The 21680-nt window shown below is 61.1% G+C and carries 18 protein-coding genes and 1 pseudogene; 7 read left to right on the top strand and 12 right to left on the bottom strand.

Going from position 1 to position 21680, the window contains the following annotated elements; genetic code table 11:
- Together C4J86_RS03920 and pilV are read right to left on the bottom strand one after the other, a co-directional pair.
- On the bottom strand, positions 1–708 hold the full coding sequence (locus tag C4J86_RS03920) for a prepilin-type N-terminal cleavage/methylation domain-containing protein (RefSeq protein WP_124369538.1): 708 nt from the start codon (positions 706–708) through the stop codon (positions 1–3).
- Positions 705–1172: a type IV pilus modification protein PilV gene (gene pilV, locus C4J86_RS03915; RefSeq protein WP_124372385.1), complete on the bottom strand. Its 468-nt coding sequence runs from the start codon at positions 1170–1172 to the stop codon at positions 705–707. The genes C4J86_RS03920 and pilV overlap by 4 nt, the downstream gene beginning before the upstream one ends.
- Before the next feature lie 203 nt (positions 1173–1375).
- On the opposite strand from pilV, the pseudogene C4J86_RS03910 reads away from it, so the two are divergent.
- Positions 1376–1891: pseudogene (locus C4J86_RS03910) on the top strand (GspH/FimT family pseudopilin); the annotation flags it as partial.
- A gap of 19 nt (positions 1892–1910) precedes the next feature.
- Here the strand turns inward: C4J86_RS03910 and ispH are convergent.
- The 6 genes from ispH to murJ all read right to left on the bottom strand — a co-directional run bounded on the left by ispH (position 1911) and on the right by murJ (position 9367).
- Positions 1911–2858: a 4-hydroxy-3-methylbut-2-enyl diphosphate reductase gene (gene ispH / locus C4J86_RS03905; RefSeq protein WP_124365777.1), complete on the bottom strand. Its 948-nt coding sequence runs from the start codon at positions 2856–2858 to the stop codon at positions 1911–1913.
- Between the two features lie 101 nt (positions 2859–2959).
- On the bottom strand, positions 2960–3400 hold the full coding sequence (locus C4J86_RS03900; RefSeq protein ID WP_177412767.1) for a peptidylprolyl isomerase: 441 nt from the start codon (positions 3398–3400) through the stop codon (positions 2960–2962).
- A 7-nt stretch (positions 3401–3407) separates the two neighbouring features.
- On the bottom strand, positions 3408–3917 hold the full coding sequence (gene lspA, locus C4J86_RS03895; protein ID WP_124365100.1) for a signal peptidase II: 510 nt from the start codon (positions 3915–3917) through the stop codon (positions 3408–3410).
- Positions 3918–3924: 7 nt separating this feature from the next.
- The gene (gene ileS, locus C4J86_RS03890) at positions 3925–6756 is read right to left on the bottom strand and encodes an isoleucine--tRNA ligase (protein WP_124365774.1); all 2832 of its coding nucleotides are present in this window, start codon (positions 6754–6756) and stop codon (positions 3925–3927) included.
- Between the two features lie 14 nt (positions 6757–6770).
- On the bottom strand, positions 6771–7709 hold the full coding sequence (ribF, locus tag C4J86_RS03885; protein ID WP_010213269.1) for a bifunctional riboflavin kinase/FAD synthetase: 939 nt from the start codon (positions 7707–7709) through the stop codon (positions 6771–6773).
- Between the two features lie 119 nt (positions 7710–7828).
- Complete coding sequence (gene murJ / locus C4J86_RS03880) at positions 7829–9367, bottom strand: murein biosynthesis integral membrane protein MurJ (RefSeq protein WP_124369536.1); 1539 nt, start codon at positions 9365–9367, stop codon at positions 7829–7831.
- Positions 9368–9620: 253 nt separating this feature from the next.
- Here murJ and rpsT point away from each other — a divergent pair, with 253 nt between their 5' ends.
- Positions 9621–9899 (top strand): 30S ribosomal protein S20, encoded by a 279-nt coding sequence (gene rpsT / locus C4J86_RS03875; RefSeq protein ID WP_003188401.1) that lies wholly within the window; start codon positions 9621–9623, stop codon positions 9897–9899.
- Between the two features lie 278 nt (positions 9900–10177).
- On the opposite strand, the gene C4J86_RS03870 is transcribed toward rpsT, so the two are convergent.
- Positions 10178–10663 (bottom strand): peptidylprolyl isomerase, encoded by a 486-nt coding sequence (locus tag C4J86_RS03870; protein WP_124369535.1) that lies wholly within the window; start codon positions 10661–10663, stop codon positions 10178–10180.
- Here C4J86_RS03870 and C4J86_RS03865 point away from each other — a divergent pair.
- The 3 genes from C4J86_RS03865 (at position 10662) to C4J86_RS03855 (ending at position 14031) form a co-directional block, all read left to right on the top strand.
- The gene (locus C4J86_RS03865) at positions 10662–10952 is read left to right on the top strand and encodes a DUF3565 domain-containing protein (protein WP_164487559.1); all 291 of its coding nucleotides are present in this window, start codon (positions 10662–10664) and stop codon (positions 10950–10952) included. The genes C4J86_RS03870 and C4J86_RS03865 overlap by 2 nt on opposite strands.
- A gap of 79 nt (positions 10953–11031) precedes the next feature.
- Entirely contained in the window at positions 11032–13131 is a 2100-nt protein-coding gene (gene pta / locus C4J86_RS03860) for a phosphate acetyltransferase (protein WP_124369533.1), read from the top strand.
- Entirely contained in the window at positions 13132–14031 is a 900-nt protein-coding gene (locus C4J86_RS03855; RefSeq protein ID WP_124369532.1) for an acyltransferase, read from the top strand. It begins immediately after the preceding gene.
- 167 nt (positions 14032–14198) lie between these two features.
- Here the strand turns inward: C4J86_RS03855 and cysN are convergent, their stop codons facing one another.
- The 3 genes from cysN to C4J86_RS03835 form a co-directional block, all read right to left on the bottom strand.
- Complete coding sequence (gene cysN, locus C4J86_RS03850; RefSeq protein ID WP_124369531.1) at positions 14199–16097, bottom strand: sulfate adenylyltransferase subunit CysN; 1899 nt, start codon at positions 16095–16097, stop codon at positions 14199–14201.
- A gap of 9 nt (positions 16098–16106) precedes the next feature.
- A complete protein-coding gene (gene cysD / locus C4J86_RS03845) occupies positions 16107–17024 on the bottom strand; it encodes a sulfate adenylyltransferase subunit CysD (RefSeq protein ID WP_003171640.1) in 918 nt (305 codons plus the stop codon).
- 156 nt (positions 17025–17180) lie between these two features.
- Entirely contained in the window at positions 17181–17939 is a 759-nt protein-coding gene (locus C4J86_RS03835) for a Nif3-like dinuclear metal center hexameric protein (RefSeq protein WP_124365767.1), read from the bottom strand.
- Between the two features lie 101 nt (positions 17940–18040).
- Between C4J86_RS03835 and algW the strand changes: the two genes are divergently transcribed.
- Together algW and C4J86_RS03825 are read left to right on the top strand one after the other, a co-directional pair.
- On the top strand, positions 18041–19201 hold the full coding sequence (gene algW, locus C4J86_RS03830; protein ID WP_124361218.1) for a Do family serine endopeptidase AlgW: 1161 nt from the start codon (positions 18041–18043) through the stop codon (positions 19199–19201).
- Between the two features lie 111 nt (positions 19202–19312).
- A complete protein-coding gene (locus tag C4J86_RS03825) occupies positions 19313–21409 on the top strand; it encodes a TonB-dependent siderophore receptor (RefSeq protein ID WP_124369529.1) in 2097 nt (698 codons plus the stop codon).
- The last annotated feature ends 271 nt before the right edge of the window (positions 21410–21680 follow it).

The following is a 21680-nucleotide window of genomic DNA, read 5'->3' as shown; positions in this document are numbered from 1 at the left end:
CTACTCCAGCCGGTTGCGCAGTGCCGCCACAACGGCGTAGGCCTGGTCCTTCACCCGACCGGTGGGGTCTTGCAGGGTCATGAGGATGCGCACGCTGCGTATCAACGATGCGTCGGCCGGGTGGCTGTCGTAACGCACCACGCCGGTCGATTCAGGCCTGGCCGCCACACCAAAACTGATCTCGAAGGCCCGTACGTTATCCATCAGTACGGCTTTGGCCGGAGCTGACGGGGTACTGATCTTTAACTGACCCGTCTCATAGGTGTAGGTGAGCTCGCGTATAGCGAAACGAATCTGCCCGGGCGCAATCCCAGACGGCGTCCCGGTATAGGCCTGGGCGGCCTCTTTGCAGTCGGATACCACCGTCCAGTCAGGCTTGCCTGTACTGTCGCTGGCATTGGCGGTCACCAGAGTCAGTGACTTTGCGCTTGCCGAAGCTTCCCAGCCAATCGGCCGATCAAAGGCCGCCGGGGCGTTGTCGATAAAAGCCGTGGCCAGACACCCCAGCATGCCCGTCTGGCGAATATCCTGAGTCATCTTGCTCAGGACGAACCGTGCATCGTCCTGCAGCACCATGGCGGCCTGCTGGCTGGCCTGGGTCAACCGCGAACCGATCAGCACCTGGCTCGCCCCAAGCACTACCACCAGCCCGACAGCCAGCGCCAGCAGCAACTCCACCAGCCCGAAACCTCGCACAGGACGGATCATTGCAACCGCCCTTGCCCATTGGCGATCCGACTGGTCAGGGTGAAGGTTTGCCGCTCACCCAGTCTGCTCCTGACATCCTCCCAACTGATGCTGACAGTGACCTCATCGCCGCTGGCCGCTATCGCACCCTTGGCGTCCTTGCCGGCAAAACCAGTGATATTGGCCTCGAAGTCACGCAGGTCCAGGTCACGTACGCTGGTAGCCGAGGTGCTGTCGGTGCGAGCCTGGGAGTAATCGACAGCGGCGTTGGCGCGAATACGGTCGAGCATGTCATAGGCAATAAAACTGGCTTGGCTGGTCATTCTTGCGCTGTCGGTGGTCTTGAGCGCGTTGAGCTGGATCGCCGCGGCCCCCAGCAGTCCGAGCGCCAGGACCAGCACCGCGACCAGCACCTCGATCAGCGTCATGCCGGATTGGTGCCGATAAAAAGCGCGTAGAGAAAATGTATTCCGGCAGAAAGGCATACCGTCGTCATCCATGTCGAAGGCCTTAGGAAACAGGAAAAACCTGCTGTGTGCCCCAAGCCTAGCGTCGGTTTTCGGCCGCTGCCGCTACCGGAACAAAGGGAAATACATTGGACGTAAAGGCCATCATTCAGCACCAGGGACCAAGCGCTATACCTATGCCTGCCACTTGACGATCACTCGCATCCACGGAGGGAGCACACATGACACAACGAGGTTTCACCCTGATCGAATTACTGCTGGGATTGATCGTGACGGGTGTTCTGGCGCAACTGGCCATACCCAACTTCAAAGGTTTGCTGGAATCGCAGCAGCGACAAAGCGTGGCCCAGGCACTGGCCGACGGGCTGCGTTACGCGCGCACCGAGGCGATTGCACGCAATCGTGCGGTGGTGATCCATGCGCGGGATGAAGACTGGAGCCAAGGATGGCGGGTGATACTGGATATCAGTGGGCGCGGCCACCTGGACGACGATAATCCGGTGCTACTGGAGCGACAGGACAGCGGGCAAGTACCGGTTGCCGGCAATGGCCCGGTCAGCAGCCAGGTTCGTTTCAGCGGTTTGGGGGAGCCGGTGTTTGCGGGCGGGGGATTTCGTGCCGGCACCGTGCATGTGTGCGACACACAACAGGCCCAGAGCCTGTATCAGGTCGTGCTCGCTCCCAGCGGGCGTATCAGCCTGCGCAGTGACAAGACCGAGCAGGCGCTATGCCGAGGTTAATCCAGCCGCCAGGGGTTCACAGCAGCGAGCGAACCCGTAATTCCTTGGGCATTGAAAACGTAATGTTTTCTTCCCGGCCCGCCAATTCGTCGGCGCCGGTGGCACCCCAGGCGTGCAATTGCTGGATCACGCCGCGCACCAAAACTTCCGGGGCGGAGGCGCCTGCCGTAATGCCGATGCGCTCTACGCCGTCGAACCAGCTACGCTGCATGTCCTCGGCGCCGTCGATCAGGTACGCCGGCGTCGCCATGCGCTCAGCCAACTCGCGCAAACGGTTGGAGTTGGAGCTGTTGGGGCTGCCGACCACCAGCACCACATCACACTCATCGGCCAGTTGCTTGACTGCATCCTGGCGGTTTTGCGTGGCGTAGCAGATGTCGTCCTTGCGCGGGCCGCCGATGGCCGGGAATCGCGTGCGCAGGGCGTCGATAACGCGGCTGGTATCGTCCATGGACAAGGTGGTCTGGGTGACGAAGGCCAAGCGTTCAGGGTTTTGCACCTGCAAACTGGCAACGTCTTTTTCGTCTTCTACCAGGTAAATCGCGCCGCCATTACTGGAGTCATACTGGCCCATGGTGCCTTCGACCTCCGGATGGCCGGCATGGCCGATCAGGATGCATTCGCGGCCATCACGGCTGTAACGCGCCACTTCGATGTGCACCTTGGTCACCAGCGGGCAAGTGGCGTCGAACACTTTCAGGCCACGGCCAGCCGCTTCAGTGCGTACGGCCTGGGACACGCCATGGGCACTGAAGATAACGATGACATCATCGGGCACCTGGTCGAGCTCTTCGACGAAGATGGCCCCGCGAGCACGCAGGTCTTCGACCACGAACTTGTTGTGGACGACTTCATGCCGCACATAAATCGGCGGGCCGAAGACTTCCAGGGCGCGGTTGACGATTTCGATCGCCCGGTCCACGCCGGCGCAGAAGCCACGGGGGTTGGCGAGTTTGATTTGCATGCTGTGCCTCGTGTCTTGCAGCCACTTAGAGTCGGGGGGTGTTGCTGACCTAAGGGACAATGGGGATCAAAGGTGGGAGGGGGCAAGCCCCCTCCCACATTTTAGACCAGCGCCTTGACGTTGATGATCTCGACGTCAAAGGTCAGTGTCTTGCCGGCCAACGGGTGGTTGAAGTCGATGGTCACTTGCGCGTCATCGAAGGCTTTGACCACGCCGGGCAATTCCGTATTCGCCGCATCATTGAAGATCACCAGCAGGCCTTCCGACAGGTCCATGCCTTCGAACTGCGAACGCGGGATGATCTGCACGTTTTGCGGGTTGGGCTGGCCAAAGGCATTTTCCGGCGGGATCTGCAGGTTGCGCTTATCGCCAGCCTTGAATCCGAACAGCGCCGTTTCAAAACCCGGCAACAGGTTGCCATCGCCGACTTTGAAGGTAGCCGGGGCTTTGTCGAAAGTGCTGTCGACCGTGTCGCCATTCTCCAGGCGCAATGCAAAGTGCAAAGTGACTTCCGTGTTCTGGCCGATGCGTTGCTCAGCCAATACCTGATCAGTCATTGACGGTCTCTCCGGTTTTTTTGCTCTTGAACATATCCAGCGCCAGCATGATTGCACCAACGGTGATGGCGCTGTCGGCGAAGTTGAACGCCGGGAAATAATGGCGGTTCTGCCAGTGCACCAGGATGAAGTCGATCACATGGCCCAGGGCAATGCGGTCGTACAGGTTGCCCAGCGCGCCGCCCAGCACCAGGGCGAGAGCGATGGCCAACCAGGTGTCATCACGGCCCAGGCGCTTGAGCCAGACCACCAGCACCGCACTGACCACCACGGCGATCAGTGCGAACAGCCAGCGCTGCCAGCCGCCGCCATCGGCGAGGAAGCTGAAGGCCGCGCCGGTGTTGTAGGCAAGGGTCCAGCTGAAGTAATCCGGGATCACCACGATTTGCTGGAACATTTCCAGGGTGCCTTCGAAATGAGCCTTGCTGACCTGGTCGATGACCAGGACCAGCACGCTCAGTACGAGCCAGCCAAGACGTCCGAAACGGCTGGCGTCAGGCATGCTTTTACTAGGCATAGTGGCGAACCTCGCCTTCACCGCTGATGTTATCCACGCAACGACCGCAGATTTCCGGATGTTCCGGGTTCACACCGACATCTTCACGGCAGTGCCAGCAACGCGCGCATTTAGGGAAGGCCGACTTGACCACTTTGAGCTTCAGGCCCGGTACTTCGGTCGCCACGGCGTCTGCCGGAGCCTGGGCGAATGGCGCCAGGCTGGCGGTAGAGGTGATCAACACAAAGCGCAGTTCGTTGCTCAGCTTGGCCAGGTCGGCGGTCAGGCCGTCCTCGGCAAACAGGGTGACTTCGGCTTGCAGGTTGCCACCCACAGCCTTGGCCGCGCGCTGCACTTCCAGCTCCTTGTTCACCGCAACCTTCACGGCCATCACGCCTTCCCAGTACGCGCGCCCCAGTTCGAAGTCGGCCGGCAGTTCGGTCAGGCCTTCGTACCAGGTATTGAGCATGACGGACTCGTTACGCTCGCCCGGCAGGTACTCCCACAGCTCGTCGGCGGTGAACGCCAGGATCGGTGCGATCCAGCGCACCAGCGCTTCGCTGATATGGTAGAGCGCGGTCTGCGCCGAGCGGCGCGCCTTGCTGTTGGCGCCGGTGGTGTACTGGCGGTCCTTGATGATGTCGAGGTAGAACCCACCCAGCTCCTGGACGCAGAAGTTGTGGATCTTCGAATAGACGTTCCAGAAGCGGTACTCGCCGTAATGCTCCTGCAACTCGCGTTGCAACAACAGGGTACGGTCCACGGCCCAACGGTCGAGGGCGAGCATGTCTTCGGCCGGCAGCAGGTCGGTGGCCGGGTTGAAGCCGGTCAGGTTCGACAGCAGGAAGCGCGCGGTATTACGGATGCGACGGTAGGCATCGGCGCTGCGGGCCAGGATCTGGTCCGACACGGCGATTTCGCCCGAGTAATCGGTCGACGCTACCCACAAGCGCATGATGTCGGCGCCCAGGGTGTCGTTGATCTTTTTCGGCTCGATCACGTTCTTCAGCGACTTGGACATCTTGCGACCGTTTTCGTCGACGGTGAAGCCGTGGGTCAGCAGTTCGCGGTACGGCGCATGGCCGTCGATGGCGCAGCCGGTCAGCAGCGACGAGTGGAACCAGCCACGGTGCTGGTCGGAACCTTCCAAGTACAGGTCGGCACGCGGGCCGCTGTCGTGGCCCATCGGGTGCGAGCCGCGCAGTACGTGCCAGTGGGTGGTACCAGAGTCGAACCACACGTCGAGGGTGTCGCTGATCTTGTCGTACTGCGGCGCTTCATCGCCCAGCAGCTCGGCGGCGTCCAGCTTGAACCAGGCTTCGATGCCTTCCTGTTCAATGCGCTGGGCCACTTCTTCCATCAGTTCGACGGTGCGCGGGTGCAGTTCGCCGCTTTCCTTGTTCAGGAAGAACGGGATCGGCACGCCCCAGTTACGCTGGCGGGAGATGCACCAGTCCGGACGGTTGGCGATCATCGAGTGCAGGCGCGCCTGGCCCCAGGCCGGGACGAACTGAGTGTCCTCGATGGCTTTGAGCGAGCGTATGCGCAGGGTTTCGCCGCTGGCCGGCTCTTTGTCCATGCCGATAAACCACTGTGCGGTGGCGCGGTAGATCAACGGGGTCTTGTGGCGCCAGCAGTGCATGTAGCTGTGCTTGATGGTGTCGGCCTGCATCAGCGCGCCGACTTCACGCAGCTTGTCGATGATCGGCTGGTCGGCCTTGAAGACGAACTGCCCGCCGAAGAACTCCAGCGACGGCACATACACGCCGTTGCTCTGTACCGGGTTGATGATGTCGTCGTTGACCATGCCGTACTTCTTGCAGGTCACGAAGTCGTCCACGCCATAGGCAGGCGAGCAGTGAACGATGCCCGTGCCCGAACCCAGCTCGACGTAGTCAGCCATATATACCGGCGACAGGCGGTCATAGAACGGGTGACGGAAGTTGATCAGTTCCAGCGCGGAGCCGGTGGTGGTGGCGATCACCGAACCTTGCAGCTCGTAGCGCGCCAGGCACGACTCGACCATTTCTTCGGCCAGCACCAACAGGCGATCGCCAACATCGACCAGCGCGTAGGTGAACTCCGGGTGCACGTTCAGTGCCTGGTTGGCGGGGATGGTCCATGGCGTGGTGGTCCAGATCACGATGGCAGCGGGCTTGGCCAGCGATGCCAGGCCAAAGGCCTCGGCCAGCTTGGCGTCGTCGGCGATCGGGAAGGCCACGTCGATGGTCGAGGATTTCTTTTCCTCGTACTCGACTTCCGCCTCGGCCAGCGCCGAGCCGCAATCGAAGCACCAGTTCACGGGCTTGAGGCCCTTGAACACGAAACCGCCCTTGACGATCTCGGCCAAGGCGCGGATTTCACCGGCCTCGTTCTTGAAGTTCATGGTTTTGTACGGGTTGTCCCACTCTGCCAGCACACCCAGACGGATGAACTCGGACTTCTGCCCTTCGATCTGCTCGGTGGCGTAGGCACGGCACAGTTCGCGGGTTTTATCCGCGCCCAGGTTCTTGCCGTAGGTCACTTCGACTTTGTGTTCGATCGGCAGGCCGTGGCAGTCCCAACCCGGGACATACGGTGCGTCGAAGCCCGACAGGGTTTTCGAACGCAGGATCATGTCCTTGAGAATTTTGTTCAGCGCATGACCGATGTGAATCGTGCCGTTGGCATAAGGAGGGCCGTCGTGCAGGACGAATTTCGGACGATCCTTGCCAATTTCGCGCAACTTTCCGTACAGGCCAATACTGTCCCAGCGCTGCAGGATCTGCGGTTCGCGCTGTGGCAGGCCGGCCTTCATTGGGAAGGCGGTGTCCGGAAGGTTTAGCGTGGCTTTATAGTCGGTCATTTAAGGCTCTTCGGTTAGCGATGGGCGCTAGGTGCGGCTAGTGCACGGGCGGCGGCGACATCCGCATTGATCGCCGTTTTCAACGCCTCAAGGGAGGCGAAACGCTGCTCTTCACGCAGCTTCTGGTGGAAAACCACCGTTAAACGCCGGTCGTATAAATCACCGGCAAAATCCAGAAGGTGAACTTCCAGGTGGGCCTTGCCATCACCTGCAACCGTGGGCCTGACGCCTATGTTGGCGACTCCCGGCCACGATTGGCCATCGATGTCGACGCTCACCAGATAAACCCCGGTGAGTGGCACACGACGGCGCTTGAGTTGCACGTTGGCAGTTGGCGTGCCCAGTTGGCGCGCCAGCTTCTGGCCGTGCAATACCCGCCCGGCGATGCGGAACGGGCGACCGAGCAAACGCTCGGCCAAGGCGAAGTCGGCAGCGGCCAGGGCGTTACGCACCTGGGTACTGCTCACGCGCAGGCCGTCCAGTTCGACGGTTTGCGCGGCTTCGACGGTAAACCCCTGGTTGACGCCGGCGTGTTGCAGGAAATCGAAATCTCCGACGCGGTCGCAACCAAAACGGAAGTCGTCGCCGACTTCCAAATGCTGTACGCCCAGGCCATCGACGAGGATGCGGTCGACGAACTCAGCGGCGCTCAGGCTTTGCAAACGCTGGTTGAAGGCCAGGCAGAGCACGCGGTCGACGCCTTCTTCAGCCAGCAGTTGCAGCTTGTCCCGCAGGCGGGCCAGACGGGCCGGCGCGGTCTCGGGAGTGAAATATTCCCGCGGCTGCGGCTCGAAAATCACCACGCAGCTGGGCACGCCCAACTCGACCGCACGCTCGCGCAGCCTGGCCAGGATAGCCTGGTGGCCACGGTGAACACCGTCAAAGTTGCCAATAGTGGCGACGCAGCCCCGATGCTCGGGGCGCAGGTTGTGGAGACCTCGAACCAGCTGCATAACGCGCTTCTTGCTCATAAAGTGGTCGATTATAACCACACCCGGCCCCGGACGACAGGCAACAGCACAGGCCAAATGGATCGATTCGATAAAACAGCCGTTTTATCGGGGCAAACTCTCTACCCCAGGGACTTGCGATTGAAATCGCGCAGGCGGAAACCCTGCAGCAGCAACATCCCGAAGTACACCACCACGCCCGCCACCACCAGCACGCCAAGGCGCATGAAGCGCTCCAGCATATGGCCCTGGTCCCAGGCCGGCATGACATGCATCAGGCCCAGCAACACGGCAGACATCGCGGCGACCGCCACGAGCAGCTTGAGGGTGAACCCCCCCCAGCCCGGCTGCGGCTGGTACATCTGTTGTTTGCGCAGTTGATAAAACAGCAGGCCGGCATTGATGCACGCACCGGCGCTGATCGCCAACGCCAGGCCGGCATGGGCCAGCGGGCCGATAAATACCAGGTTGAGCAGTTGCGTGACGATCAGCGTGAAAATCGCGATCTTTACCGGCGTGCGGATGTTTTGCTGGGCATAGAAGCCCGGCGCCAGCACCTTGATCACGATAATACCGAGCAAGCCAACGGAGTAAGCCACCAGCGCGTGCTGGGTCATCAAGGCGTCATGGGCGTCGAACTGGCCGTATTGAAACAGCGAGACCGTCAAGGGCTCAGCCAGGATTCCCAAGGCCAAGGCGCATGGCAGCACCAGCAGGAAGCACAGGCGCAGGCCCCAGTCGAGAATGCGCGAGTACTCCTGGCGGTCCTTGCTTGCATAGGTGCGCGCCAGGGTCGGCAGCAGAATTGTCCCCAAGGCCACCCCGAGTACGCCGGACGGCAATTCCATCAGGCGGTCGGCGTAGTACATCCACGACACCGAGCCGGATACCAGCAGCGAAGCGAACGCCGTATTGATGATGAGGGATATCTGACTGACCGACACCCCGAGGATCGCTGGCAACATATTGCGCATCACGCGCCAGACGCCGGTGTCCTTGAGGTTCAGGCGCGGCAGCACGAGCATGCCGATTTTTTTCAGATGCGGCAGTTGGTAGAGCAATTGCGCCAGGCCGCCGGCCAGGACTGCCCAGCCGAGGGCCATCACCGGTGGGTCGAAGTACGGCGTGAGGAACAGCGCGAAGATAATCATGCTGACGTTGAGCAGCGTCGGCACGAATGCCGGCACCGAGAAACGGTTCCAGGTATTGAGGATCGCCCCGGCGAGGGATGACAGCGAGATCAGCACTATATAAGGAAAGGTCACGCGCAGCAGGTCGGTGGTCAGCGCAAACTTTTCCGGGGTGTTGGCAAAGCCCGGCGCCGTGGCCCAGATCACCCAGGGCGCGGCAAGTATGCCGACCAGGGTCACCAGCATCAGCACCAGGGTCAGCAGGCCCGAAACGTAGGCAATGAACGTGCGGGTTGCCTCCTCGCCCTGCTGAGTCTTGTATTCGGCCAGGATCGGCACAAAGGCCTGGGAGAACGCGCCTTCGGCGAAGATTCTGCGCAGCAGGTTAGGCAATTTAAAGGCAATAAAGAAGGCATCCGTGGCCATACTGGCGCCAAAAATGCGCGCCAGCAGGGTGTCACGCACAAACCCCAAAACCCGGGAGATCATCGTGATAGAGCTGACGGCAGCCAACGATTTGAGCAGATTCATTGAAAGAGTTTGCGCCTATAGATAAAGAGCAGGCGAACAAAGCGCCTACTTATGCGATACTGCGCGCCTGCAACAGCACAGAGCCAAAGCTCGCGAGTTTACAGGTCAAGCGCCGGAAATAAATCACCCGCCTCTTCAGATCGACCACTCAGCAGTTCGCATCAGCCGCCCTTGACAACCCATCAAGTCATCGGCATGATTCGCGGCCTATTTTGTTTGCTATTTCCTAAAAAGTCTTTCGAGGAGCTCGACGGTGGCCAACACACCTTCCGCCAAAAAACGTGCAAAACAGGCTGAGAAGCGTCGCAGCCACAACGCCAGCCTGCGTTCCATGGTTCGTACCTACATCAAGAATGTAGTTAAAGCCATCGACACCAAAGACGCTGAAAAAGCTCAAGCTGCTTACGTTCTGGCCGTGCCAGTTATCGACCGTATGGCCGATAAAGGCATCATCCACAAGAACAAGGCCGCTCGTCATAAGAGCCGCCTGAATGGCCACATCAAGGCTCTGAGCGTTCCTGCTGCAGCCTAAGTGGTAACAACTGCTACGCAGCCCAGGTTGCGAAACAGTTAAGAAATGCCCCGTACCGAAAGGTGCGGGGCATTTTTGTTTTCTGGAGTGCATAAATCAAAATGTGGGAGGGGGCTTGCTCCCGATGGCTGAGTGTCTACCACTGCATCTAGTGACTGACCCACCGCTATCGGGAGCAAGCCCCCTCCCACATTTGAATAGTGGTGCATGTTCAACCGCGCAAAAAAAACGCCCCGAACCAGTCGGGGCGTTTTTGCTACCGCTTGATCAAACCACAATCAATGGTGATGACCGCCTTCACCGTGGACGTGACCATGAGCCACTTCTTCCTGGGAAGCGTCGCGGATGGCAACGATCTTCACTTGGAAGTTCAGGCGCTGACCAGCCAGCGGGTGGTTACCGTCAACGGTCACGTCGTCGCCGTCCAGGTCGCGGATGGTCACGATCTGCATTTGGCCGTCCGGGGCGGAAGCGTGGAACTGCATGCCCACTTCCAGCTCATCAACACCTTCGAACATGCTGCGGCTCAAGGTGCTGACCAGTTCGGCAGAGTATTCGCCGTAGGCCTCTTCAGGCTCTACGGCAACGGTCAGTTCGTCACCAACTGCCTTGCCTTCCAGCGCCTTTTCCAGGCCTGGGATGATATTACCCGCGCCTTGCAGGTAGACCAGCGGCGCGCCGCCGGCTGAGCTGTCGATGACCTCACCAGCGTCGTTGGTCAGGGTATAGTCGATGGAGACAGCCTTGTTAGCGGCGATCGTCATGGGGCGAGACCTTTTGCATAAGAATGAAGAACGGACAAGTCTAAACAAGGATTTGCCCGAAAGCGAACAGAACCCGGACAGACGGGGCCGACCAACGGTCGCGACGATCAGCGGATTCCACCAGGACGACGACCTGCACTGGGTCGTCGAGCTGTCCTGCGGCCACACCCAGCATCTGCGCCACCAGCCGCCATGGCAGTCGCGCGCCTGGGTGCTCGACCCCGCGCAGCGCCTTGAAAAAATCGGCCAGCCCTTTGCGTGCGGCTGGTGTGCGCAACACCCCGAATAACGATAACCTTGGCGCCTGATTCGCGGTAGGCACTCACGCATAGGGTGCCACCCCAGCCATGCACCTCCAGAGAATTCGCATGCAGACTTTTTTTATCGCGCCCACCGATTTTGGTGTGGGTCTGACCTCCATCAGCCTTGGGCTGGTGCGTACCCTGGAACGGGCCGGGCTGAAAGTCGGTTTCTTCAAACCGATTGCCCAGCCACACCCTGGCGATACCGGCCCCGAGCGTTCTACCGAACTGGTGGCGCGCACCCACGGCCTGAAGCCGCCGCAACCTCTGGGCCTGGCCCATGTTGAGCGCATGCTCGGCGACGGCCAGCTCGATGAGCTGCTCGAAGAAATCATCACGCTGTACCAGCAAGCCGCCGTGGGCAAGGACGTGCTGATCGTCGAAGGCATGGTGCCGACCCGCAGCGCCAGCTATGCGGCACGGGTCAACCTGCACTTGGCCAAAAGCCTGGATGCGGAAGTGATCCTGGTCTCGGCCCCGGAAAATGAAGTGCTCACCGAACTGTCCGGCCGCGTGGAACTGCAGGCGCAACTGTTCGGCGGCCCGAAAGACCCGAAAGTGCTGGGCGTGATCCTCAACAAGGTGCGCACCGACGAAAGCATGGAGGCCTTCTCGGCGCGCCTCAAGGAGCACTCGCCGTTATTGCGCAGCGGTGATTTCCGCCTGCTCGGCTGCATTCCCTACCAGCCCGAACTCAACGCGCCGCGTATCCGCGACGTGGCCGACCTGATGGGCGCGCAGATCCTCAACGCCGGCGATTATGAAACCCGGCGCATGACCAAGATCATTATCTGCGCGCGCACCATGCGCAACACCGTGGAGCTGCTCAAGCCCGGCGTGCTGGTGGTGACGCCGGGCGATCGCGACGACATCATCCTCGCCGTCAGCCTGGCCGCGATCAACGGCGTACCGCTGGCCGGCCTGTTGCTGACCAGCGACACCCTGCCCGACCCGCGCATCATGGATTTGTGCCGTGGCGCGTTCCAGGCCGGGCTGCCGGTACTGTCGGTGAGCACCGGTTCCTACGACACCGCCAACCAGCTCAATAGCCTCAACAAGGAAATTCCCATCGATGACCGCGAGCGCGCGGAGATCATCACCGACTTCGTCGCCAGCCACCTCGATGCGCGCTGGCTGCACCAGCGCTGCGGCACCCCACGGGAGATGCGCTTGTCCCCGGCGGTATTCCGCTACCAATTGATCCAGCGCGCCCAGGCCGCCAACAAGCGCATCGTGCTGCCCGAAGGCAGCGAGCCGCTGACCGTGCAGGCCGCCGCGATCTGCCAGGCCCGCGGCATCGCCCGCTGTGTGCTGCTGGCCAAGCCGGCGGACGTGGAAGCGGTGGCGCGGGCCCAGGGTATCGAACTGCCCGAAGGCCTGGAGATACTCGACCCGGACCTGATCCGCCAGCGCTATGTTGAACCGATGGTTGCACTGCGCAAGAGCAAGAGCCTGAACGCGCCGATGGCCGAGCAGCAATTGGAAGACACCGTGGTGATCGCCACCATGATGCTCGCCCTCGACGAGGTGGACGGCCTGGTGTCCGGGGTGATCCACTCCACCGCCAACACCATCCGCCCGGCCCTGCAGCTGATCAAGACGGCGCCGGGCTGCACCTTGGTATCGTCGGTGTTCTTCATGCTGTTCCCCGAGCAGGTGCTGGTGTATGGCGACTGCGTGATGAACCCGCACCCAAGCGCTGCGGAGCTGGCGGAAATCGCTCTGCAGAGCGCCGATTCGGCCGCCGCGTTCGGCATCGTCCCGCGCGTGGCGATGATCAGCTATTCCAGCGGCGAGTCGGCCAGCGGTGAGGAAGTGGAAAAAGTCCGCGAAGCCACCCTGCTCGCCCACGAGCAACAGAGTTCGTTGCTGATCGACGGCCCGCTGCAATACGACGCCGCCGCCAATGAAAGCGTCGCCCGGCAACTGGCGCCCAACAGCCAGGTCGCCGGCAAGGCCACGGTGTTCGTGTTCCCCGACCTGAATACCGGCAACACCACCTACAAAGCCGTGCAACGCAGCGCCGATTGCGTAAGCCTGGGGCCGATGCTCCAGGGCCTGCGCAAACCGGTCAACGACCTGCCGCGCGGCGCTCAGGTGGACGACATCGTGTACACCATCGCCCTGACCGCGATCCAAGCCGCCAACCGACCTATGGATATCTAAATGCTGGATTTTCTACCTGCCGCCGTACGCGGAGTAATCGCTTCCCTGCTGCTGGCGCTGAACACAATCCTGCTGTGCTCGTTCCTGTTTATCGTGGCGCTGTTCAAGGCCCTGCCCTTCGCCAAGCGCTTGAGCGAAGGCTTGATGAACCACACGCACGAAGCCTGGGTCAGCAACAACAAGGCTTGGATGAACCTGGTACGGCGCACCCGCTGGCACTTGAGCGGCCTTGAAGGCCTGGACTATCAACACTCGTACCTGGTCACCAGCAACCACCAGAGCTGGGTCGACATCATGGTGCTGCAATACGTGCTCAATCGACGCATTCGCCCGCTGAAGTTCTTCCTCAAGCAGGAGCTGATCTGGGTGCCGGTGATTGGTTTGGCGTGGTGGGCGCTGGGCTTTCCGTTCATGAAGCGCTATAGCAAGGCGTACCTGGAAAAACACCCGGAAAAGAAAGGCAAGGACCTGGAAACCACCCGCAAAACCTGTGCGAAGTTTCGCGACAACCCGGTGGGGATTTTCAACTTTGCCGAGGGCACACGGTTTACACCGGGCAAGCATGCACAGCAGAAGTCACCGTTTCGCTATTTGCTCAAACCCAAGGCCGGAGGGATTGCGTTCGTGCTGGATGCCATGGGTGAGCAGTTGAAGTCGCTGGTCAACGTGACCATTCACTACCCTGGCGGGCGTCCTGGTTACTGGGATTTGCTGTGCGGGAATGTGAAGGATGTGGTGGTGCAGTTCGAAGAGGTGCAGATTCCGCCCGGGTTTATCGGCAAGAATTATGAGCAGGATGGGGAATATCGGTTGGCGTTCCAGGGCTGGATCAACCGGTTGTGGGAAGAGAAGGATGTGTTGCTGGACAAGCTTCACACAGAATTTCCTGGCAAAAGGTGATCACCCTGTGGGAGGGGGCTTGCTCCCGATGGCGGCGTGTCAGTCAGTACAGCTGTTACTGATCCACCGCTATCGGGAGCAAGCCCCCTCCCACATTTGACTGAGTTGTTTTCAAGGCCCCATAAAAAAACCCGCCAACATGGCGGGCTCTTTTGTGCGCGTGACGCTTAGATCGCGCCGCGCTGACGCAACAACTCCAGCACTTGCTTGACGCTCTCTTCCAGCGACAACGCCTGGGTGTCGATCACAAGATCAGCATTCAACGGCACGTCATACGGGAAGGATTCACCGGGGATGTTATCCCCACCCGCCGCGTACAGCCCTTGCGGATCACGCTCGGCACACACCTGCGGCGACGCCTGCACGTACACGGTCAGCAAACGGTCGCTGCCGATCAGCACCTTGGCCTGTTCGCGGCCTTCGGCATCCGGGGCGACGAACGCGGCCAGGGTCAGCAGGCCGGCTTCGTTGAACTGGCGCGCCACATGAGCGGCACGGCGCCAGTTCTCGGTACGCCCGGCGCGGTCCTGCGGCAGACCTTTGTTGAGGTCGTGACGCAAGTTCTGGCCGTCCAGCACAAACACCGCACGCCCCATGTCGAACAGCCTGCGCTCGACCGCATACGCCAAGGTGCTCTTGCCGGCGCCGGACAGGCCGCTGAACAGCACGGTGGCCGGTTGCTGGCCGAAACGCAGGGCGCGTTCTTCGGTCGCTACATGGGCCAACTTGCCATGCTGCGCCGCGCTGCCATGGGTGACTGGCGGGGCGATGATCATGCCGGCGGCCACGGTGCCGTTGGTCAAGCGGTCGATGACGATAAACGCGCCAGTGGTGCGGTTGCTGTCGTAACCGTCCAACGCAATAGCCGCGTCAAGGCTGACCTTGACCCGGCCAATCTCGTTCAACTGCAGCGAACTCGCCGGGCCTTCGGCCAGGGTGTTTACGTCCACGCGGTGCACAATGCTGGTGATGGAGCCCGGCACATAGCTGGTGGCGCGCTTGATGTCGTACTTCTTGCCCGGCAGCATCGGTTCTTCGGCCATCCACACCAGCATGGCGTCGAAGGCGTCGGTCACTTGCGGCACGTTGTCGGCATGCACCAGCAGATCGCCACGGGAGATGTCGATCTCGTCTTCCATGGTCAGGGTCACGGCCTGGCCCGGGCCCGCCTGTTCCAGCTCGCCCTCGAAGGTGACGATGGATTTGACGCGACTGCTCTTGCCCGACGGCAGCACCACGACGTCGTCGCCCTTGTGCACGATGCCGCTGGCCAGGGTGCCGGCAAAACCTCGGAAGTTCAGGTTCGGACGGTTGACGTACTGCACCGGGAAACGCAGGTCGGTGTAGTTGCGGTCGTTGGCGATCTCGACGGTCTCGAGAATCTCCATCAGCGACTGCCCGGTGTACCACGGCGAACGCTCGCTCTTGTTCACCACGTTGTCGCCCTTGAGCGCCGACATCGGCACGAAGGCCAGGGTGCTCGGCTTGAACGCGATACCGTCGGCGAACTTCAGGTAATCGGCCTTGATCGACTCGAATACGCTCTGGTCAAAACCATTGATGTCCATCTTGTTGACGGCCACCACGATGTGTTTGATGCCCAGCAACGAGGCGATGAAGCTGTGGCGACGGGTCTGGGTCTGCACGCCGTAGCGCGCGTCGATCAGGATAATCGCCAGGTCACAGGTGGACGCACCGGTGGCCATGTTGCGGGTGTACTGCTCATGGCCTGGGGTATCGGCAATGATGAATTTGCGCTTGGCGGTGGAGAAGTAACGGTAGGCGACATCAATGGTGATGCCCTGCTCACGCTCGGCCTGCAGGCCGTCGACGAGCAGCGCCAGGTCGATGTCGTCACCGGTGGTGCCGGACTTCTTCGAATCGCGGGTGATGGCTTCCAAGTGATCTTCGTAGATCATCTTGGAGTCGTGCAGCAGTCGCCCGATCAGGGTGCTCTTGCCGTCATCGACGTTGCCGCAGGTCAGGAAGCGCAACATTTCCTTGCGCTCGTGCTGGCCCAGGTAGGCGAGGATGTCCTCGCTGATCAAATCAGATACGTGCGACATGACAACCCCTTAGAAATAACCCTGACGTTTTTTATCTTCCATGGAGCCGGCGCCATCATGGTCGATGACCCGGCCCTGGCGCTCGGAAGTTCGCGTCAGGAGCATTTCCTGAATGATGTCCGTCAGCGTTTCGGCTTCGGACTCCACCGCGCCCGTCAACGGGTAGCAGCCAAGGGTGCGGAAACGGACTTTCTTTTTGACGATTCGGGCTTTGTCTTCGTCGGACAGGTGCTCGAGGATGCGGTCGTCGTCGATCATGATCAACGTGCCGTTCTTCTCGATCACGTCGCGTTCGGCGGCGAAGTACAGCGGCACGATCGGGATACCTTCCAGGTAGATGTACTGCCAGATGTCCAGCTCGGTCCAGTTGGACAGCGGGAATACGCGGATCGATTCGCCCTTGTTGACGTTGCCGTTGTAGACGTTCCACAGCTCGGGGCGCTGGTTTTTCGGGTCCCAGCGGTGCTTGCTGTCGCGGAATGAGTACACGCGCTCTTTGGCGCGGGATTTCTCTTCATCGCGACGGGCGCCGCCGAAGGCTGCGTCGAAACCATGCTTGTCCAGGGCCTGCTTGAGGCCTTCGGTCTTCATGATGTCGGTGTGCTTGGCGCTGCCGTGGGTAAACGGGTTGATGTTCTGCGCCACGCCATCGGGGTTGATGTGGGTGATCAGGTCCAGGCCCAGTTCCTCGACCATCTTGTCGCGGAACTTGTACATTTCCTGGAATTTCCAGCGGGTGTCGACGTGCATCACCGGAAACGGCAATTTGCCCGGGAAGAAGGCCTTGCGGGCCAGATGCAGCATCACGGCGGAGTCTTTACCGATCGAGTAGAGCATCACCGGGTTATCGAACTCGGCGGCGACCTCGCGGATAATATGGATGCTTTCCGCCTCCAGCTGTTTCAGATGCGTCAGTTTGTCGACCATGGCTACTCACGGAAAAACGATCGTGTGGACGGCCAGCGGGCCGTGTTCGAGCGGGGCATGCTAGCACAGCACCTGCTTCTATTCAGGGCGCCAACTAGATCGAAACGGTATATGAATATACCGCTGAGTTTGGCCCCAAACGCGATCCAGTGTGACTCAGATCGGATTCGGGCAATCGATGAAGATATGCTCTAGGGCAAAGCGTCGTGCCAGGTAATCCCCCAACGCCTGCACGCCATAGCGCTCGGTGGCGTGGTGGCCGGCGGCGATGAAACTGATGTCGTTTTCCCGCGCGCTGTGGAAGGTCTGCTCCGAGGCTTCGCCGCTCAGGTACAGGTCGACACCGGCAGCCACTGCCTGGTCGATATACCCCTGGCCGCCCCCGGTGCACCAGCCGACGCGGCGGATCATTTCACTGCCTTCGATCAGCAGCGGCTCTCGGCCCATCACGTCCTGCACGCGACGGGCAAAGTCGCGCGGCGACAGCGGCTCGGCGAGCGAGCCGACCAGGCCGACGACCTTTGGGTTACCTGGGTCGAGCGGGCCTTCGACGGTGATGTCCAGTTGCTTGGCAAGCTGCACGTTGTTGCCGACATCGGGGTGCAGATCCAGTGGCAGGTGGTAGGCCAGCAGGCTGATGTCATGCTTGAGTAACGTTTTCAGGCGACGCTGCTTCATGCCGGTGATGCAGGGGTTTTCGCCCTTCCAGAAATACCCGTGGTGCACCAGGATCAGGTCGGCCCGCGCTTCGACGGCGGCGTCCAGCAGGGCTTGGCTGGCGGTGACGCCGCTGACGATGCGCATCACCTGCGGCCGGCCCTCCACTTGCAGGCCGTTGGGGCAATAATCGGCGATTTTCAAGCTGCCAAGGTAGCGGTCCGCTTCCTCGACGAGGGTGGTAAGGGGGACGGCCATAAAAGACTCCTAAATATCCCGTTCGCTGGCGTCGCAGCCTCGTATAATGCGCGTCATTATGGGCGCTCCCGCGCCCCCTGCAACCTGTCAGGACTTACTTGATGCTCAAGGCGCTGCGTTTTTTTGGATGGCCATTGCTGGCTGGCGTGCTGATCGCGATGCTGATCATTCAGCGTTATCCACAGTGGGTTGGCCTGCCCAGCCTTGATGTGAACCTGCAACAGGCCCCGCAAACCAGCACCGTGGTGCAAGGCCCGGTGACCTATGCGGACGCCGTGACCATCGCCGCCCCTGCGGTGGTCAACCTGTACACCACCAAGGTCATCAACAAGCCGGCGCATCCGTTGTTCGAAGACCCGCAGTTTCGCCGCTACTTCGGTGACAACGGGCCCAAGCAACGCCGCATGGAGTCGAGCCTCGGTTCCGGGGTGATCATGAGCCCCGAAGGCTACATCCTCACCAACAATCACGTGACCACCGGCGCCGACCAGATCGTGGTGGCCCTGCGTGATGGCCGCGAGACCCTGGCTCGCGTCGTGGGCAGCGATCCGGAAACCGATCTTGCGGTACTGAAAATCGACCTGACGAACCTGCCCTCGATCACCCTCGGCCGCTCCGATGGCCTGCGCGTAGGCGACGTCGCGCTGGCCATCGGCAACCCGTTCGGCGTCGGCCAGACGGTGACCATGGGCATCATCAGCGCCACCGGGCGTAACCAGCTGGGCCTTAACAGCTACGAAGACTTCATCCAGACCGACGCGGCGATCAACCCCGGCAACTCCGGCGGCGCGCTGGTGGATGCCAATGGCAACCTGACGGGTATCAACACGGCGATTTTCTCCAAGTCCGGCGGCTCCCAGGGCATCGGTTTTGCGATCCCGGTGAAGCTGGCGATGGAGGTGATGAAGTCGATCATCGAGCACGGCCAGGTGATTCGCGGCTGGCTGGGCATTGAAGTGCAACCCTTGACCAAGGAACTGGCCGAGTCGTTCGGCCTGACCGGGCGCCCTGGCATCGTGGTCGCGGGGATCTTCCGCGACGGTCCGGCGCAGAAAGCCGGCCTGCAATTGGGCGATGTGATCCTCAGCATCGACGGCGCTCCGGCCGGTGATGGCCGCAAGTCGATGAACCAGGTGGCGCGGATCAAGCCGACCGATAAGGTGGCGATCCAGGTGATGCGCAACGGCAAGGAAATCAAGCTGTCGGCGGAAATCGGCCTGCGCCCACCACCGGCCACGGCGCCCGTAAAAGAAGAGGAATAAGCGACATCGCCCAGGTGCCCGTTCGCGGGCACTTGAAAGATGATATTACATAACAATTCATCTCATTAGACATGTTATATTGTTTCAATACCGACATTGGAACGCTCTATCATGCCGTCTCGAAAGTTTGCGCCCCTGGCCGGCCTGGCCCTGGGCTTGCTGCTCGACCCCGCCTACGCCGAAGAAAACACCCTGGAACTGGACACCATCAGCGTCACCACCGACGCTTATGAGTCGGCGATCAGCCCGGTGCAGGGCTACCGCGCGACCCGCTCCGCCAGTGCCACCAAGACCGATACCGCCCTGCGCGACATCCCGCAATCGATCAGCGTGATTCCTGCCACGGTGCTCAAGGACCTGGGCAGTACCAGCGTGGAACGCGCTTTAGAGTTTGCGGGCGGCGTCTCCAAACAGAACAACTTCGGCGGCCTGACCCTTTACGAATACAGCGTACGCGGCTTCACCACCTCGGAGTTCTATCAGGATGGCTTCAGTGCCAATCGCGGTTACCCGAGCACGCCGGACGCCGCGAATATCGAGCGCATCGAAGTGCTCAAGGGGCCTGCCGCCAGTTTGTATGGGCGTGGCGATCCGGGCGGCACGGTAAATATCGTCACCAAGAAGCCCCAGCCGGAAGCCTTCACGACCCTGCAAACCAGTGCCGGCAGTTGGGACCGCTATCGCACAGCCCTCGACGTCAACACACCGCTGGACGCCGAGGGCAATGTGCTGTCACGGGTCAATCTGGCAGTGGAAGACAACCACAGCTTCCGTGATCACGTCGAGAGTAAGCGCGTGTTCGTCGCGCCTTCGTTCAGCTGGCAGCTGAACCCGGACACCCGCCTGCTGGTGGAAAGCGAATTCGTGCGCCACAGCTCGACCTTCGATCGCGGCATCGTCGACGCACCTGGGGTATCACGCTCCACCTTCCTCGGCGAACCCAACGACGGCGACATCGACAACCACAACAATCGCATCCAGGCCGCCCTGGAACATCACCTCAACGATGCCTGGACACTGCGCCTGGCCAGCCACTACAAACAGGGCAGCCTGTGGGGCGACGCGTCGGAAAACCGTGCACTGAATGCAGACGGCCACACCCTCAACCGCCGCTACCGCGAGCGCTCCATGGGTTGGCACGACAGCATCACCCAGCTGGAACTGCGCGGCCTGTTCGACGTGGGCAGTTGGCAGCATGAACTGCTGATCGGCACGGAATACGAGGACTACCGCAAGAAGGAGCGCGTGACGACCATCGGCGGCAGCGCCTACCCCATCGACCTCTACAAGCCGGTGTACGGCCAGACAAAACCCAATGGCACGCGCTCCGGCACCGATATCTTCGAACAGACCCAAAGCCATGCGCTGAACCTGCAGGACCAGATCATCTTCACCGACCGCCTGCGCGGCATGCTGGGCGCGCGCGTCGAGCATTTTGAACAGCGCACCGACGATTTTGCCCGCAACCACGCCAAAAGCCGGCAAACCCACGATGCCCTCACCCAGCGTGCCGGCCTGCTCTATCAACTGACGCCGCAGGTGGGGGTATTCGCCAACGCCTCCACCTCGTTCAAGCCCAACAGCGGTGTGGATGCCGGCGGTCAGACCTTCAAACCCGAAGAAGGCGTGGGGTACGAAGTAGGGATCAAGACCGAGCTGTTCGACGACCGCCTCAGCGCCACCCTCGCCGCCTTCCATATCGAAAAGGAAAACGTGCTGACCCTGGACCCGTCGACCAACACCAACCGCGCCATGGGCAAGGCGCGCAGCCAGGGGTTCGATCTGCAACTGACCGGGCAAGTCACCGACGCCATCCGCGTGATCGGCGCTTTCGCCTACATCGACGCCGAAGTGACCAAGGGTGATAACACCATTCCGGCAGGCAGCCGCATCCTCGGCGTGGCCAAGCGCAGCGGCAGTCTGTTGGGGGTGTATGAGTTCCAGGACGGCGCGTTACGCGGTTCGGACCTGGGGGCGGCGTTTACCTATGTCGGTGATCGCTCCGGTGAAGCGGGCACAGGCTTCGAACTGCCCGCCTACCACACCGTCGATCTGCTCGCGCATTACAAGGCAACGGAAAATGTCACCGTGGGCCTGAACCTCAACAACCTGTTCGATGAGCACTATTACGAGCGGTCCTACAGCAGCTACTGGGTCAACCCCGGTGAGCCGCGCAACCTCACGCTCAGCCTGACCCTCAATCTCTAGCCGGCACAGTACTAATGTGGGAGGGGGCTTGCCCCCGATGGCAGTGTGTCAGTCTCAACTTTCCTGACTGATGCACCGCTATCGGGGCATAGGTATCTACACAACTTTGTAGCAGCCTAAGTAACCACGATGCGAAGCGAGCCGCTCTTGATCTTGCTCTTGATCTAGGCGCCCCGTTAAACCACGCTGGCCGGAATTCGACAGTGATTTGGGGGGTAAACCGGCAGGGATGCCGGTTTAGCCGCCCCGCGCCATGGATGGCGCGTGGCGG

The sequence above is a fragment of the Pseudomonas sp. R2-7-07 genome (genome assembly GCF_003852355.1).
Classification (GTDB): Bacteria; Pseudomonadota; Gammaproteobacteria; order Pseudomonadales; family Pseudomonadaceae; genus Aquipseudomonas.
The sequence above is the reverse complement of the archived record's forward strand: the minus strand, read 5'-3'. Positions and strand labels throughout refer to the sequence as shown.